The 14,527-nt window shown below is 57.0% G+C and carries 13 protein-coding genes; 4 read left to right on the top strand and 9 right to left on the bottom strand.

All coding sequences use genetic code 11. The features are described from left to right. Positions 1 to 55: 55 nt before the first annotated feature. Complete coding sequence (locus tag RRB22_04075) at positions 56 to 2,023, top strand: dynamin family protein (protein MDT8383570.1); 1,968 nt, start codon at positions 56 to 58, stop codon at positions 2,021 to 2,023. Between the two features lie 233 nt (positions 2,024 to 2,256). After that, positions 2,257 to 2,709, top strand: a complete 453-nt coding sequence (locus RRB22_04070) for a DUF4426 domain-containing protein (GenBank protein MDT8383569.1) — start codon at positions 2,257 to 2,259, stop codon at positions 2,707 to 2,709. Positions 2,710 to 2,814: 105 nt separating this feature from the next. Here the strand turns inward: RRB22_04070 and RRB22_04065 are convergent, their stop codons facing one another. Next, on the bottom strand, positions 2,815 to 3,600 hold the full coding sequence (locus RRB22_04065) for an exodeoxyribonuclease III (protein ID MDT8383568.1): 786 nt from the start codon (positions 3,598 to 3,600) through the stop codon (positions 2,815 to 2,817). 123 nt (positions 3,601 to 3,723) lie between these two features. Between RRB22_04065 and pyrE the strand changes: the two genes are divergently transcribed. Then, entirely contained in the window at positions 3,724 to 4,365 is a 642-nt protein-coding gene (gene pyrE, locus RRB22_04060; protein MDT8383567.1) for an orotate phosphoribosyltransferase, read from the top strand. A gap of 221 nt (positions 4,366 to 4,586) precedes the next feature. Further along, positions 4,587 to 5,318, top strand: a complete 732-nt coding sequence (locus RRB22_04055) for a DUF481 domain-containing protein (protein MDT8383566.1) — start codon at positions 4,587 to 4,589, stop codon at positions 5,316 to 5,318. 184 nt (positions 5,319 to 5,502) lie between these two features. On the opposite strand, the gene RRB22_04050 is transcribed toward RRB22_04055, so the two are convergent. The 8 genes from RRB22_04050 to RRB22_04015 all read right to left on the bottom strand — a co-directional run bounded on the left by RRB22_04050 (position 5,503) and on the right by RRB22_04015 (position 14,440). Further along, a complete protein-coding gene (locus RRB22_04050; protein ID MDT8383565.1) occupies positions 5,503 to 6,258 on the bottom strand; it encodes a sulfite exporter TauE/SafE family protein in 756 nt (251 codons plus the stop codon). A gap of 36 nt (positions 6,259 to 6,294) precedes the next feature. Continuing rightward, a complete protein-coding gene (gene slmA / locus RRB22_04045) occupies positions 6,295 to 6,888 on the bottom strand; it encodes a nucleoid occlusion factor SlmA (GenBank protein ID MDT8383564.1) in 594 nt (197 codons plus the stop codon). Between the two features lie 42 nt (positions 6,889 to 6,930). Beyond that, a complete protein-coding gene (gene argB, locus RRB22_04040; protein MDT8383563.1) occupies positions 6,931 to 7,833 on the bottom strand; it encodes an acetylglutamate kinase in 903 nt (300 codons plus the stop codon). Positions 7,834 to 7,972: 139 nt separating this feature from the next. Beyond that, the gene (locus tag RRB22_04035; protein MDT8383562.1) at positions 7,973 to 9,346 is read right to left on the bottom strand and encodes an MFS transporter; all 1,374 of its coding nucleotides are present in this window, start codon (positions 9,344 to 9,346) and stop codon (positions 7,973 to 7,975) included. A 168-nt stretch (positions 9,347 to 9,514) separates the two neighbouring features. Beyond that, positions 9,515 to 10,909, bottom strand: coding sequence for a phosphomannomutase/phosphoglucomutase (locus tag RRB22_04030; protein ID MDT8383561.1), 1,395 nt, complete (start codon positions 10,907 to 10,909; stop codon positions 9,515 to 9,517). 150 nt (positions 10,910 to 11,059) lie between these two features. Next, complete coding sequence (gene dut / locus RRB22_04025) at positions 11,060 to 11,515, bottom strand: dUTP diphosphatase (GenBank protein ID MDT8383560.1); 456 nt, start codon at positions 11,513 to 11,515, stop codon at positions 11,060 to 11,062. A 62-nt stretch (positions 11,516 to 11,577) separates the two neighbouring features. Further along, positions 11,578 to 12,990 (bottom strand): pitrilysin family protein, encoded by a 1,413-nt coding sequence (locus RRB22_04020; GenBank protein ID MDT8383559.1) that lies wholly within the window; start codon positions 12,988 to 12,990, stop codon positions 11,578 to 11,580. Further along, positions 12,980 to 14,440 (bottom strand): pitrilysin family protein, encoded by a 1,461-nt coding sequence (locus RRB22_04015; GenBank protein MDT8383558.1) that lies wholly within the window; start codon positions 14,438 to 14,440, stop codon positions 12,980 to 12,982. The genes RRB22_04020 and RRB22_04015 overlap by 11 nt, the downstream gene beginning before the upstream one ends. Positions 14,441 to 14,527 lie beyond the last annotated feature (87 nt).

Below are 14,527 nucleotides of genomic sequence, written 5' to 3'. Positions count from 1 at the left end.
GCGGGTTTTTCGTGCCGCGCAGCGACTAACGACAACATTTCAGGTAAAGACGGGCATGGCCAAAGACCAGTTTACAGAACAATTAGAAGCCTATAGTCGCTGGAAAGAAGACATTATCTGCCAGATCAAGACCTATCGTGAGTGGCTCGCCAAGCACGAGATGAGCAGTCCCGAGGACGATCTACGCATGTACGAGATCCTCGACTCGCTGGACTCTGATCACATCACCATCGGCTTTGCCGCGGAGTTTTCGCGCGGCAAGACCGAGCTGATCAACTCGATCTTCTTCGCCGATTACAAACGCAGACTGTTGCCCTCATCCGCCGGCCGCACCACCATGTGCCCGACGGAGCTGTTTTACGACCATAAAACGGAAAAATCCTATATCCGTATGCTGCCCATCGAGACCCGCCTCGATGACACCAGCATCAGCGAATTCAAGCAAGACCCCAACAACTGGATCAATACCGATCTGGACGTGGATTCTCCGGACCACATGGCCGAGGCCTTCAAGGAGATCATCAAGACCAAATCGGTGCCGGTGCAGAATGCCATCAAGCTGGGCCTGTACTCGCAGGAGGAGTATGACCAGTGCGACGTGCCCCCGGTCAGCATAGAAATCCCCATGTGGCGGCATGTGATGATCAGTTTCCCCCACCCGCTGCTGAAGCAGGGGCTGGTGATTCTCGACACCCCGGGGCTGAATGCCATGGGCTCCGAACCGGAACTGACCATGGACATGCTGCCGAATGCCCAGGCGGTGATCTTCGTGCTGGCCGCCGACACCGGGGCCACCAAGACCGACATGCAGATCTGGCGTGACCATGCCCAGGCATTCCGTGAAAACCGCGAGTCAGGCGGGCTCATCGTGGTGCTGAACAAGATCGACACCCTCTGGGACGAGCTACAGGATGAGGCCACCAATAACGCCAATATCCAGAAGCAGGTCGACAAGACGGCGGAAATGCTCAACATCGACGCCAGCAATATCTATCCCGTATCGGCCCAGAAGGGCCTGCTGGCCCGGGTAAAGGGCAATGACGAACTGTTGGAAAAGAGCGGCCTGCTGGCGCTGGAGGCCACCCTGTCGGATGACGTGTTGCCCGCCAAACAGCATCTGGTGCGGGAGAATATTGTGTCGCGGATCGGCTCCATGGTGGAGACCACCCGCGGTGTGCTCACCGAGCGCCACGAGGCGGTGAATCAGCAGCTGGAAGAGCTGCGCTCCCTGTCGGGAAAGAGCGCCGATGTGCTGATGGAGACCATGCAGAAGCTGCGCACCGAGCAGGGCATCTATCAAAAAGACGTCGAGAATTTCCAGACCTCCCGCCACGTGCTGAAACGCCAGCTGGTCGCCTTGATCGAGGCGCTGGGGCTGGACAGCCTGGACAAGATGATTGCCAAGACGCGTACCGAGATGGTCGACAGCTGGACCACCCACGGTCTGCGATCCGGCATGAAGGGCTTTTTTGAAAATGCCCGTGACACGATGACCCAGGTGAACTATCAGGCGGAAAAATCCAATGCCATCGTGCAGTCGATCTACGACCGTTTTCGTGACGAGCATGGCTTCACCGATCTGAACCCCACCCTGTTCACCACCGCCCGCTATTCACGCGAGCTGGACCAGCTGTACAAAAAGGCGGGTGAATTCAGAGAAAGCTCGATGACCGCGATGACCGAGCAAAGCTTCGTGGTGAAAAAATTTATTGTCTCGATGGTCAGCCATGCGCGCAATATCTTCTTCCGCGCCAATCAGGATGCCGAGGAGTGGGCGGGATCAGTGATGCGGCCACTGGCGGCACGCATCAAGGAACGAAAAATCCAGCTGGAAAAGCGCCTCAGCAATTTGCAGAAGATCAAGAATTCGCGTGAAAAGCTCTCGGACAATATCGCCGGCCTGGAGAAGCAAAGCGATGAGCTGATGGAGCAACTTGGAACCATTAACAAGGTGCTTGGGCATATCAACACCCCCCTGGCGCCGCTGCAGAATACGGATCAGAAGACCGCGGAGGCCTCATAACCGCATTGATAACGCCGTTGCGGCACTCGCCAGGGCGCGAGCGCAAACCCATTATCGTAGCGTAAACAGGGCATGACTCGTGGATAGCGGGTCGTGCCTTTTTTGTTGTGCTCAACTAGAATCAACCCTGTAGCTTAATGGCAAGCCATAGAACGGGCTTGACACGAGCCACAATATTCAAGAAGGTTGATCGAGAGCCGGAATGAGTCCTTTAGGGTGCGAAAGGTGCTGCGATGATGAAAAAGATATCCCTGTTAATCCTGCTGGCCGTCAGCGCCATCGTCGTGATGTGTCACTCCGCCGTGGCCGGAGAGCCCCAGGTATTTGGCGAATACACGGTGCACTACAACGCCTTTAATACCGATACCCTGCAGCCGGCGATGGCCGAGGCCTACAATATCGTCCGCAGTAAAAACCGCGGCATGATAACCGTCTCCGTGATGAAGAATGAGTCAAAGGGCGTGGAAAAACCGGTGCGGGCAAATATCACCGCCAGCGCCAGCAATCTGACCGGTCAGTTCCGTACCTTCAAGGTGCGGGAGATTGACGAGGGGGACACGATCTACTACGTGAGCGAATTTCATGTGGCGCATGAAGAAATGCTGGATTTTGTCCTGCAGGTTTTGCCCGAGGGCAGCGCCAAGCCTGTCGTCGTGGAGTTCCGCCAGAAATTTTATACCCAGTAGGCGCGCGGATAAAAACCCCGGCGCCCGCATCGAATAACAGCCGTCAAAACGCTCGCGGTGCTGGCTATTGATAGTTAGCTATTGATGGTTATCGGGAATGTCTGGCTAGCGATACTCAATAATCAGTGGCGCGTGATCTGAGAAACGTTCAGCCTTATAGATGCTGGCATTTAACACCCGCTCCCTCAGGCCCGGGGTAATCACCTGATAGTCGATACGCCATCCGACATTATTGGCCCAGGCCTGGCCGCGGTTTGACCACCAGGTATATTGGCCGGCCTCCTGATTCACCACCCGAAAGGCATCGCTAAAACCCAACGGGCCAAACAGCTGGTCCAGCCAGGCACGCTCTTCGGGCAGACAGCCGGAATTTTTCTGATTGCTTTTCCAGTTCTTGATATCGATTTCCCGGTGCACGATATTCCAGTCGCCGCAGATCACAAATTCATGAGCTTTGCGGTGCATGGCCTTGAGCGTGTCGGTGAAGCGATCCATAAAGCTGAACTTGATCTGCTGGCGCTCTTCCCTGGAGGAGCCGGAGGGAAGGTAGAGCGAGATCACGCTGAGCGTGTTGCCGTCTTGCTGGGCAAAGTCCGCCTGAATGAAACGACCCTCGGCATCCATGTCTTCAAAGCCCTCGCCCAGTCCGCGAATCACGCGTAGCGGTTTTTGCCGGGCATAGATGGCCACACCGCTATAGCCCTTTTTTTCGGCATCAAAATAGTGGCAGTGATAACCCTCGGGATAAAACACATCGGGGTCGAGCTGATGCTCCTGTGCCTTTGTCTCCTGCAGGCAGATGACGTCGGCCTGCTGGGTGTGCAGCCATTGGAAAAAGCCCTTTTTGTGAGCGGAGCGTATGCCATTGAGATTGGCGCTGATAATTTTCATGCAAAGTCCTGATATCTATTAATGCGACGGATTATACCGCAGCTTCAGCGGCAGGGCTTAATGTTGTGCGGGCAGATGGGCTACAATATGCCACCTTAATGAACTGTCTAACGGGAAGCGGCCATGCAAGATTATCAACAGGAATTTCTTGAATTTGCGATCGACGTTGGCGTGCTGCGGTTTGGCGAATTCACGCTCAAGTCCGGGCGCGTCAGCCCCTATTTCTTCAATAGCGGGCTGTTCAACACCGGCGCCAGCCTGGCCCGTCTGGGGCGTTTTTATGCCCAGGCGATTATCGATTCGGGCCTGGCGTTCGACACCATTTACGGCCCGGCCTACAAGGGCATCCCGCTGGCGGCGAGTCTGGCGATTGCATTGGCGGATCAGCACGGACGCGACGTTCCCTACTGTTTTAATCGTAAGGAGGCCAAAGACCATGGCGAGGGTGGGTTGATTGTCGGCGCCGAGCTCAAGGGCCGCGTATTGATTATCGATGACGTGATATCAGCCGGCACCTCGGTGCGTGAGTCGGTGGAGATTATCCAGGCGGCGGGCGCACAGCCGGCCGGCGTGGTGATCGCCCTGGATCGTCAGGAGCGCGGCCAGGGTGAGGTCTCGGCGATTCAGGAGGTAGAGCGTGATTATGGCCTGAAGGTGGCCAGTATCGTCGGTTTGCTACAATTGGTTGAATTCCTCAGCAACAAGAGTGACCAGGCTGATGCCCTGGCGGCGATCCAGGCCTACCGGGACAAATATGGTGTTTAGGTATCTGCCGGATCTGGTGTTGCGAACCGGAAATAACGAAACATGAAACAGCGTCTTTTTCCGCCATGCGTCGTTGCAGCCCCTTGCCGTATACCCCATACGGCTGCGGGTCTGCGCCTAGCCTGACGAAAAAATCCATCTGTTGCATTTGTTCCGCTATCTCCGGTTCGCAACACTAGTATATATTTTACGAATCACGGATGGATAAAAAGGAAAAACCGATGCAACAGAATAGAGTGATCGGCGCACTCTCGGTGCTATGTCTGTCAGGCCTTGTCGTCACTGACACCATGGCGGAGACGGCACCTGGCGATGGAAGCTGGAAGGGCAGTGTTGAACTGGGTATCGTCAATACCACGGGTAATACCAAAACGAAAACCACCAGTGCCAAGGCCAAGGCGGAAACCGAGCGGGAGAAATGGCGGCATACGCTGGGCTTTGATTCCCTGACCAGCTCGGATCACGGTACCACCACGGCGGAACGCTATGCCATTACTGGGCAGAGCAATTACAAGTTCGGCCCGCAAAATTATTTGTTTGCGCTGCTGGCCTATGAAAACGATCGCTTCAGTGGTTACGACTACCGCGTCACCGAGGCGCTGGGTTATGGTCGACGCATTATTGATAATCCCGATCTGAAGCTGGATCTCGAAATCGGCCCCGGTGCGCGCCAGAGCAAGCTGGAACACGGCGGCAGTGAAGATGAGCTGATGGTGCGCGGTGCCGCCAACCTGGCCTGGGATATTTCCGGGACCAGCAAGTTTACCGAGAACTTTTCGACCGAGGTGGGTGAAGATGTGACGATCACAAAATCCGTGACCGCCCTGTCGGCGCAGATCAATGGCAGCCTGGCGACAAAGATCACCTATACGATAAAAAATACCTCGGATGTGCCGGTCGGTATCAAGAAGACCGACACGGAGACTGCCGTGACCCTGGTGTACAATTTTTGATGTTGGTATAGGGGTTGATGATCGACAAGGGACATTCGTTCGGTCACAGGCTAAAATAGCTAACCACAGCAGCTAACCACAGCAGCTAACCATAGCAACTAACTACAAAAGGCCGGCAATCGGATTGTCGGCCTTTTTGTTGCGGGTATATTTTTGAGATATAGGAAAGGATGGCCCGAATCTTTCAACCGATGATCAGTTTCAGGCCCACGGCCAGGGTGATGGCCTCGAAAGTATGCTTGATCCAGCGATTGCCCCGGGTGATGGCGAGGTGTGCGCCGATATAGCCGCCCAGCAGTGAGCCGGCCAATAGGGCCGGCAGCCAGTCCCACTGTATGTCACCGATCAGGCCCAGGGTGATGGCGCCGCTGCCATTCCAGAACAGCCCGACCAGCACCAGGGTGTGGGCCACGGCGCGTTTGTAATCCAGCCCGAACCAGCGCACCAGCCAAAGGGTGACGAACAGGCCGGTGCCGGAGGTGAGCGAGCCGTTCAGGATGCCGATGAAAAATAACACGACACCCCCGATGGCATAGTGTTGCAGGCTCTGGTTCGTGGTGCGCGGCTGTTGTCCCAGCTGCGGCTGGAAGAATGAATACAGGCCGAGGGAAACGGTCAGCAGGCCCAGCGCGATTTCGGCGCTGCGGTCGGGCACAAACAGGATCACGCTGGCGCCGATAATGACGCCGGGCACACCGCAGGCGGTAATGAACAGGGTCAGGCGACGCTGCAGACCGCCTTCGCGCAGGTTGCGCAGTGTGGCGCCGATGCCCAGCGCCACACTGGCCACCTTGTGTGTCGCCAGGGCGACGCCGAACGGCAGGCCCAGAAAGATCAGCACGGGAAATTGCAGCAGGCCCGCGCCGCCGCCGGCAAAGGCAGAAAATATATTGGCGACCAGGGAGATAAGAAACAGTAGTAAGTGGTTGAGCCAGTCCACGGGGGAGGGGATGACGGTTGTGGGGTCGGGCGCGGTCTAGCGGGGCGTGGGAAACAGCGTGCCGACGAGTAACTGCCACTGTTGGTCCCAGCGTTCCAGTGGCGACTGCCGGAACCCGCTGCGCACAAACTGATTCATGCGCCCCTCGGCGATGGCCAGCAGCAGGTTGGCGATGGCGGTGGAGGGGTGGCCGACCGGTAACTGGTTTTTGCCTTCAGCCTCGCGCAGGATCTGCTTTAGCTGGGTTTCCAGCCGGTCGTAGAACTGGGTGATCCGCAGCCGTAGCCGCTCGTGTTCACCGGTGAGCGCATCACCCACCAGGATGCGGGTCAGGCCGGGGTTGCGCAGGGAAAAACTCAGCAGCATGGTAAGCAGGTGTTCGCAGCGTGCGCTGGCAGTATCGTGCTCGTCGAGAATGCGGGTGATCAGGCCAAACACGCTGTGTTCGATAAATTCGATCAGCGCCTCAAACATGCGGGCCTTGCTGGGGAAGTGGCGATACAGGGCGGCCTCGGAGACCCCCACCGCCCTGGCCAGCGCGGCCGTGGTGATGTGCTCACCGGGATGGTTTTCCAGCTGGCGGGCCAGGGCCTCGAGAATCTGTTGGGCGCGAGGAGATTTATCGGTCACGGTTGATGACTCCAGAAGGGATGTGCCGGCTAGCGTGCAACACTAGCTATTGCGCGAACGAATCAGGGTGCCGACACCCTCGTCGGTAAAGATCTCCAGCATCACCGCATGTTGTACCCGACCATCGATAATGTGCGCGGCGCTGACGCCGGCCTGAACGGCCTCCAGTGCGCAGCGGATCTTGGGCAGCATGCCGCCATGGATGGTGCCATCGGCGATCAGTTCGTTGACCCGGTCGGTGCCCAGGCCGGTGAGCAGCTCGCCGTCCTTGTCCAGCAGGCCGGCGGTATTGGTGAGCAGGATCAGCTTTTCGGCGCGCAGGGTCTCCGCCAGTTTGCCGGCCACCAGGTCGGCATTGATATTGTAGGACTGGCCGTCCTGGCCCACGCCGATGGGGGCGATAACCGGAATGAAGTTGCCGCTGACCAGCATGTTCACCACCGAGGGATCGATGCTGGTGACCTCGCCCACATGGCCGATGTCGACGATCTCCGAGGCGTTCATCTCGGGCGCGGACTGTTCAAAGGTGAGTTTGTGGGCGCGGATCATGTCACCGTCCTTGCCGGTGAGGCCGATGGCGCAGCCGCCTCGCTGGTTGATAAGGTTGACGATCTCCTTGTTCACCAGCCCGCCCAGCACCATCTCCACCACGTCCATGGTCTCGCTATCGGTGACCCGCATGCCCTGCACAAACGCGGTCTCCTTGCCGATGCGCGCCAGCAATTTGCCGATCTGCGGGCCGCCACCGTGCACCACGACGGGATTGATGCCCACCGTCTTCATCAGCACGATGTCCCGGGCAAAGCTGTTTTTCAGGTCATCATCTACCATGGCGTTGCCGCCGTATTTGATGACGATGGTCTTGCCGGAGAAACGCTGTATATAAGGCAGCGCCTCGGTCAGCACGTGGGCGACATTCATTGCGGATTTGGCGTTTAGAGTCATAGAGGTAGTGTAACGGGTCTGAGGTTTGGGATCACTAACATAGGGGTATTTTATTAGATGCAATTCGTAGGGCGCAAGAGCGTGGCCTTTGGACGGGCCAGGCTGGGAATGTTACGTCATCCCTATCACGCGGGGTTTGTCAGGGTGATTTCCGCCGACTACTGATGATTTCAAAGTTCAGGCCCGATAAGGGATTAAAACGGACAACTCTAAATACCAATCTTCTAATTGTGACCGGTTTAACGCGTCGAGTTTCTTTTAATCGTGGGATCAGTAGAAATGACGTAATCAAACGTAGAACAAACGACAGAATAAAAACATTATACAGTTGGCTGACCAAATTTATTTCATAGCCGAGCACGCTATATTTTTCAGGCATCACAGTTCCTAAATAACCGCCCAGTAACGCCCCAAAAAAGACACCAATACTCGCCAGCACATTGTGTGAGGCCATATAGGTAGCACGTTTATTTTGTGGAATCAGGTCGTAGAGAAAATTACTTGCGCTTAATGTAAAGCCGGCCCAGATAGCTCCGCCGAATGCCTGGACCACAAGCAGGTAACTAAAGTTTGTTGAGAAAAGCCACAATAAAGGAACGAAGGGGATCAGGCTGCCACACAGGCTCAGTATTACCCTGTTACCAAATATATCCGATATGCGGCCCCAGCGGTTAAGCGTGAGAAACTGCAGAAGTACAGTGGATGCCATGCAGGCCATGAATTCGATATAACTAAAACCGAGATCACGTAACAGATAAATTGAAAAAAAAGGTGAGGCAATGGCGACGCAAAACTGGATCAGTGCAAAGTACGATGAAAAACCGGCAAATTGTGATTGCGTTAATTGTTTCCAGGTGGTTTTTTCAACAGGTACTTCAATGGCTGCGACATGGCCTGGTGGGTCATACATTTTTGACAAATGATATACAGAGATCAGGCGGGAAATAAAGGCAACACTAAAGATGATTAGATAACCCGTTTTAGTTGCCATGTTGTCATCAAAATAATGCAACAGTAAGCCGGCCGAGACTAAAGAGAAGAATGACATCATGCTTGAGATGCGGGTGCGACGTGCAAAGAAGCGGCCGCGTTTTTTTTCTGTCACCAGTTCTCCCATCAGGCTTGACCACTGCGGCGCAACCAGATTGCCAAAAGCATAATAGAGAATGATGCAGGTGATAAATATTTCTACTGAATGATCTGTCGGAAAAAATGGCAATAACGCAATCGGAATCCAGATCAATGCCTGTAGGCTTGCGCCAATCAAAATAATAATTTTTCGATTGCCATAGATGTGCCCGAGCCAGGCAGACAATAGCTGGGCAAATGATGCGAGCAAGAGAGGGACTGACGCTAGAAAACCGATCTGGGCGGTGGATGCTTTGAGGAAAATGGCGAAGGCCGAAAAATAGGTTTCGCCAGTGCCTGACATCACCGCATAAGCCGCACCATCGCGAACGGAATGTTTTAAGGAGCGATTAATAACAGGGTCGCGTGAGTAGGTCTGTTTCAAAAGGAACCTTGAAAGACATTTAAAGTGGCAGCATGCTAATAAATTATTCCGCTAACGAAGTGGAATGAAAAACATGCCAGAAAACAAAATTCTCAACGGGTTGCCGCCCAGCGTCAAATAGCCGCTGATACCCTTTTTTAGATATCAGGTTTTGGTCTTAATTGTAATTCAAAAAGGCAGCTCGGCATCAGGAATCTGTGTTTTCAGCAGCTTGCGGAAGTCATCCTGGATTCGTCTCAGGCCATTTTCATTCGTGGCCTCGAAGCGAAAGACTAAACAGGGTGTTGTGTTGGAGGCGCGCACCAATCCGAAGCCATCCTCGAAGTCCACACGTAGTCCGTCGATGGTGGTGATTTTGGCATCGGGGAAATCTGCCGTTTGAATCAGTTTGTCGACCAATGGATGGTTTTCACCTTCGGCGGTGCCCATATTCAATTCAGGCGTGTTGATGCTGTCGGGCAAGGCGTTGAAAATGTCATCGGCCGGTCTGACATCTTTAGCGAGAATCTCCAGCAGGCGTGATGCCGTGTAGGTGGCGTCGTCGAAACCGTACCAGCGTTCCTTGAAAAAGATGTGGCCACTCATTTCGCCGGCCAGTGCCGCGCCGCTTTCCTTGAGCTTGGCCTTGACGAAGCTGTGACCGGTCTTCCACATGGTGGCCTTGCCGCCGGCCTGTTCGATGATCTTGTGCAGGTTGGTGGTGCACTTGATGTCATAAATGATCTCGGCGCCCGGATTGCGCGACAGCACATCCTGCGCATACAGCATCATCTGCCGATCGGCCCAGATCACCTTGCCGGTGGGCGTCACCACCCCCAGACGATCGCCATCGCCGTCGAAGGCGAGGCCGATGTCGGCCTGTTGTGCGGGGGGGAGTCCGGCCAGTGCCTGTTTCAGGTCGAGCAGGTTTTCCGGTTTGCTGGGGTCGGGGTGATGGTGAGGGAAGGTACCGTCGACCTCGCAGAACAGCTCGATGACCTCGCAGCCCAGCGCGCGCAGTAGCTGTGGCGCGACCACGCCGGCTACGCCGTTACCGCAGTCGACGATGACCTTCAGGGGCCGGGCCAGCTTGATGTCAGCGGTAATCCTGGCAATGTACTGGCCGACCACATCGTCAGATGACCGTGTGCCCCGGCCCTCGCTGAACTCACCCCGCTCAATGCGCTGGCGCAGCCGCTGGATGTCCTCGCCTGACAGGGTGGTGCCGCCGAGCACCATTTTCAGGCCATTGTATTCCGGCGGGTTGTGGCTGCCGGTGATCATGATGCCGGAACCGGAGCCGAGTTCGTAGGCGGCATAATAGAGCACCGGCGTGGGCACCATGCCGAGATCGGTGACGTCGCGACCGGCGTCGATCAGCCCGCGGCTGAGGGCGGCGATCAAGCTCGGGCCTGACAGGCGGCCGTCCCGCGCGACGTAGATGTGTTGTTCGCCACGGGCCTCGGCCTCGGCGCCCAGGGCTCGCCCGATCCAGTACACGGCCTCCTCGGTGAGGGTTTTGTCCACGATGCCGCGAATGTCATAGGCCTTGAAAAGGGTGGGGTCGAGCGAAGCAGTACTCATGTGACGTCCTGTGTTGGTCATTCGTGTTGGTAGTGCGTGTTGCGGATACCCAGGATGCGATCGTGTTCGGCGCAAAAAAAAACGGGCACCCCCGTGTAGCGATGCCCGCGTAGAATACCAGCTTTTCCGGCCGGATTGATTAGTTACGGATCAATGCCGCCCCGTATGACCAAAGCCACCCGCGCCGCGATCGCTCTGATCAAAGTTGTCGACAATCTCAAAGCTGGCCTGCACCACCGGCACAAATACCATCTGCGCGATGCGTTCCCCCAGGTTGATGGTGAAGGCGGTGTCGCCGCGATTCCAGCAGGAGACAAACAGCTGCCCCTGGTAGTCAGAATCGATAAGCCCCGTGAGGTTGCCCAGCACGATGCCGTGCTTGTGGCCCAGCCCGGAGCGCGGCAGTAACACGGCCGCCAGGCCGGGGTCGCCGATGTGGATGGCGATGCCGGTGGGAATCAGGTGGGTCTCGCCGGGCTGGATCACCAGCGCCTCATCGATGCAGGCGCGTAGATCCATGCCGGCGGAGCCGCCGGTGGCGTAGTGGGGTAGGTCGATCTGCTTGCCGATACGGGGGTCTAGGATCTGTAACTGGATCTGGGTCATGAACAGAGCTCTCTCTATTATTGTTGTTTTACGGTTGCTTGGTAATTCGTCTGGTAACGGTCTCAGTTTTTATCGTCAGTAACCTTGCCGCCCACCATCACCGTCACCATCCGCTGCGGCTGGATGCGTTGCTGGAAGGCCCGTTTGATGTCGTCGACCGTGACCGCCTGCACCTGTTGGTTAAAGGTGTCGAGGTAGTCCAGCGGCAACTGGTAGAAACCGATCATGCCGATGTAGTCGATGATGTTTTTGTTGCTGGCGATGCGCAGCGGGAAACCGCCGGTAATGTTTTTCTTCGAGGCATCCAGTTCCTCTGCGCTAGGCCCTTGTTGAACGAACGTGGCGATGGTCTCGCGCAGCACCGTCAGCGCCTCCTCGGCAGATTCATTCTTGGTCTGCAGGCCAACGGTATAGGGGCCAAGCTCGCGCATCGGCAGAAAGTAGCTGTAGCTGCTGTAGGCGAGGCCGCGCTTTTCCCGGATCTCGTTGGAGAGTCTGGCCACCAGCCCGCTGCCGCCTAGCATGTGATTGCCGACGTATAACGCGAAATAGTCAGGGTCGCCGCGTTTCAGGCCGGGCTGGCCGACCAGGATATGGGTCTGCGCCGAGGGATGATTGATGCGAATCTCCTGAGCCTCGGCGAGTGGCGCAACCGGTGGCAGTTCGGCGGCGGGCTGACCTGCCGGCAGCCTGCCGATGACCGTCTCCGCCAGGGCCTCGGCCTCGGCGCGCGACAGATCGCCGACAATGGCCAGCACCGCATTGCGGGCCACGTAATATTTTTCATAATAGGCCCGCAACTTTGCCGTGTTCAGAGCGCTGATGCTGGCCTCGGTGCCGGTGGGCGGCGTACGGTAGGGGTGGCCGGTGTAAAGCGCATTGTAAAAGGCCTCATCCGCCTGGGTGTCGGGCATCTGCTGATGCCGCTTGAGGGTGGTGAGCAGACGGCTGCGCTCACGCTCAAAGGCGTCCTGCGGAAAGTCCGGCTGGGTGAGGATGGTGGTGAGGGTTTTAACCGCCGCATCAAACACCGCCTTTTCCGACAGGGTGCGCAGGCTGAGAATGGCCATGTCACGCTGGGCGCTGTTACTGAACTGCGCGCCGATGGATTCAAATTGCTCGGCCAGCTGATCGGCGGAGAGGCCGCCCGCGCCCTCGGCCATCAGGCCGTTGGTCATTACCGCGAGCCCCGGATCGGTTTCATCGCGTGCCGCACCGGCATCAAAGATAATCCGTAGGTCGACGATGGGCAGCTCAGGCGCGGGGACGAAATAGACCCGTGCACCGTTTTGCGTGGTCCAGTGTGCGATGTCGGGATTGGCGCCGGCGGTTGTGCTCACCAGCGCCATGCAGAACAGCAAGGCGGTAAACGTAATAGAGGGTTTAATTATTTTATCCTCGGTGAGCCGCCGCAAAGGCGTGAGTATTGCCATTGATGTCAGGCGATTATTTTTGTGGGTGGATTTACTGGGCATGTGCATGGCCTCCATTGGCGGCGACAGGCGTGGACTGTGGCTCCAACACCGCCACGGTCAGGCGATCATCAAGCAGATATTTTTTGGCGACGGCCTGCACCTGTTCCGGGGTGACCGCGCGCAGGCGTTCGACAAACTGGTCCATCAGTTGCCAGTCCAGCCCGACCGTGGCCAGGGTGCCGATCTGCATGGCCTGATAAAACAGGGAATCCTTTTCGTAGACCTTGCTGGCGACCACCTGTGCCTTGATGCTGTCCAGCTCTGCCTGGCTGACCAGTTCGGTTTTGAGGGTCTCGATCTGCGCGCGGATGGCCTGTTCGAGATCATCCACTGACTTGCCGCTGGCCGGCGTGCCATCGAATATCATTAGTTCGTCTAACCGTGAATAGATATCATAACCGGCGCCCACGCCGGTGGCGACCTGCTGGCCGCGCACCAGCTGTCTGGAAAAGCGCGAGCTTTCGCCGGCATCCAGCACGTTGGCCAGCATCTCCAGCGCGTAGGGCTCCCAGTCGGTCTCGGCAGTCTTCACCACCGGCACCTTGTAGCCCATGATCATGTACGGTACCTGGGCCGGCGCCTTGACGGTGATGCGCCGAATGCCGCGCTGCTCGAATTCGTTTTGCGGCTTCACCACAGGAATCGGGCGGGCCTTGACCAGGCCGTAGGTCTTTTTGGCCAGCTCAAACACCTCGCTCGCATTCACGTCGCCGGCGACCACCAGGGTCGCGTTGTTGGGCGCGTACCAGTCGCGGTACCAATTGCGCATGTCGTCCACGGTCATGTTTTCCAGGTCATTCATCCAGCCGATGATGGGGTGGTGATAGGGGCTGTTGACGAAGGCCGTGGCGGCAAAGTGTTCGTAGGTGAGCGAGCGGGGCTTGTCCTCGGTGCGCATGCGGCGTTCCTCCATGACCACCTGCACCTCCTTGGCGAAATCCTCGGCGCGCAGATTGAGGTTGGCCATGCGGTCGGCCTCCAGCTCAAAGCTGATGGGCAGGCGGCTCTTTTCCAGCTGCTGGAAATAGGCGGTGTAGTCCTGGCCGGTGAAGGCGTTTTCGCGCCCGCCATTGGCGGCGATGATGCGCGAGAATTCGTTCGGCCCGAGTTTCTGCGTCCCCTTGAACATCATGTGTTCCAGCACGTGGGCCACGCCGGTGGTGCCGTTGGATTCGTAGCTCGAACCTACCTTGTACCAGATCTGCGATACCACGATGGGGGCGCGGCGATCCTCCTTGACCAGGATCTTCAGCCCGTTGGCGAGCTGGTATTCGTGCACGCCGTTGCTGGAGGTGATGTGGCCCTCCCGGGCGGCGACGATTTCGGTGTCAGCGTTGTGGGTGGCAGCGCTGGTATCCGTGTCGAGCCTGGCAGTGGTGGTGACACAGCCGGCAAGTGCCACGGCCATCAGCGCAATGGTGATGGTCTGTCTGTTTAGCAATGGATTCATAAGCCTCTCGATGTGGTCGTTCAACGTGCTTTACTGGTTCGATTCGCGGTCGACGTGCTGACGGTGTTTCGGCGTGACGGCGGTTGA

The organism is Gammaproteobacteria bacterium (assembly GCA_032250735.1).
Taxonomy (GTDB): domain Bacteria; phylum Pseudomonadota; class Gammaproteobacteria; order SZUA-152; family SZUA-152; genus SZUA-152.
Note: the sequence above shows the minus strand (reverse complement) of the source record. Positions and strands in the feature narration are given on the sequence as shown.

Bases quoted from the DNA above. Each gene is read 5' to 3' on its own strand.
- RRB22_04065 (MDT8383568.1), bottom strand. From the start codon at position 3,600: ATGAAAATTATCAGCGCCAATCTCAATGGCATACGCTCCGCTCACAAA.
- argB (MDT8383563.1), bottom strand. From the start codon at position 7,833: ATGACTCTAAACGCCAAATCCGCAATGAATGTCGCCCACGTGCTGACC.
- dut (MDT8383560.1), bottom strand. From the start codon at position 11,515: ATGACCCAGATCCAGTTACAGATCCTAGACCCCCGTATCGGCAAGCAG.
- RRB22_04055 (MDT8383566.1), top strand. From the start codon at position 4,587: ATGCAACAGAATAGAGTGATCGGCGCACTCTCGGTGCTATGTCTGTCA.
- RRB22_04015 (MDT8383558.1), bottom strand. From the start codon at position 14,440: ATGAATCCATTGCTAAACAGACAGACCATCACCATTGCGCTGATGGCC.
- pyrE (MDT8383567.1), top strand. From the start codon at position 3,724: ATGCAAGATTATCAACAGGAATTTCTTGAATTTGCGATCGACGTTGGC.
- RRB22_04020 (MDT8383559.1), bottom strand. From the start codon at position 12,990: ATGCCCAGTAAATCCACCCACAAAAATAATCGCCTGACATCAATGGCA.
- RRB22_04030 (MDT8383561.1), bottom strand. From the start codon at position 10,909: ATGAGTACTGCTTCGCTCGACCCCACCCTTTTCAAGGCCTATGACATT.
- RRB22_04070 (MDT8383569.1), top strand. From the start codon at position 2,257: ATGATGAAAAAGATATCCCTGTTAATCCTGCTGGCCGTCAGCGCCATC.
- RRB22_04075 (MDT8383570.1), top strand. From the start codon at position 56: ATGGCCAAAGACCAGTTTACAGAACAATTAGAAGCCTATAGTCGCTGG.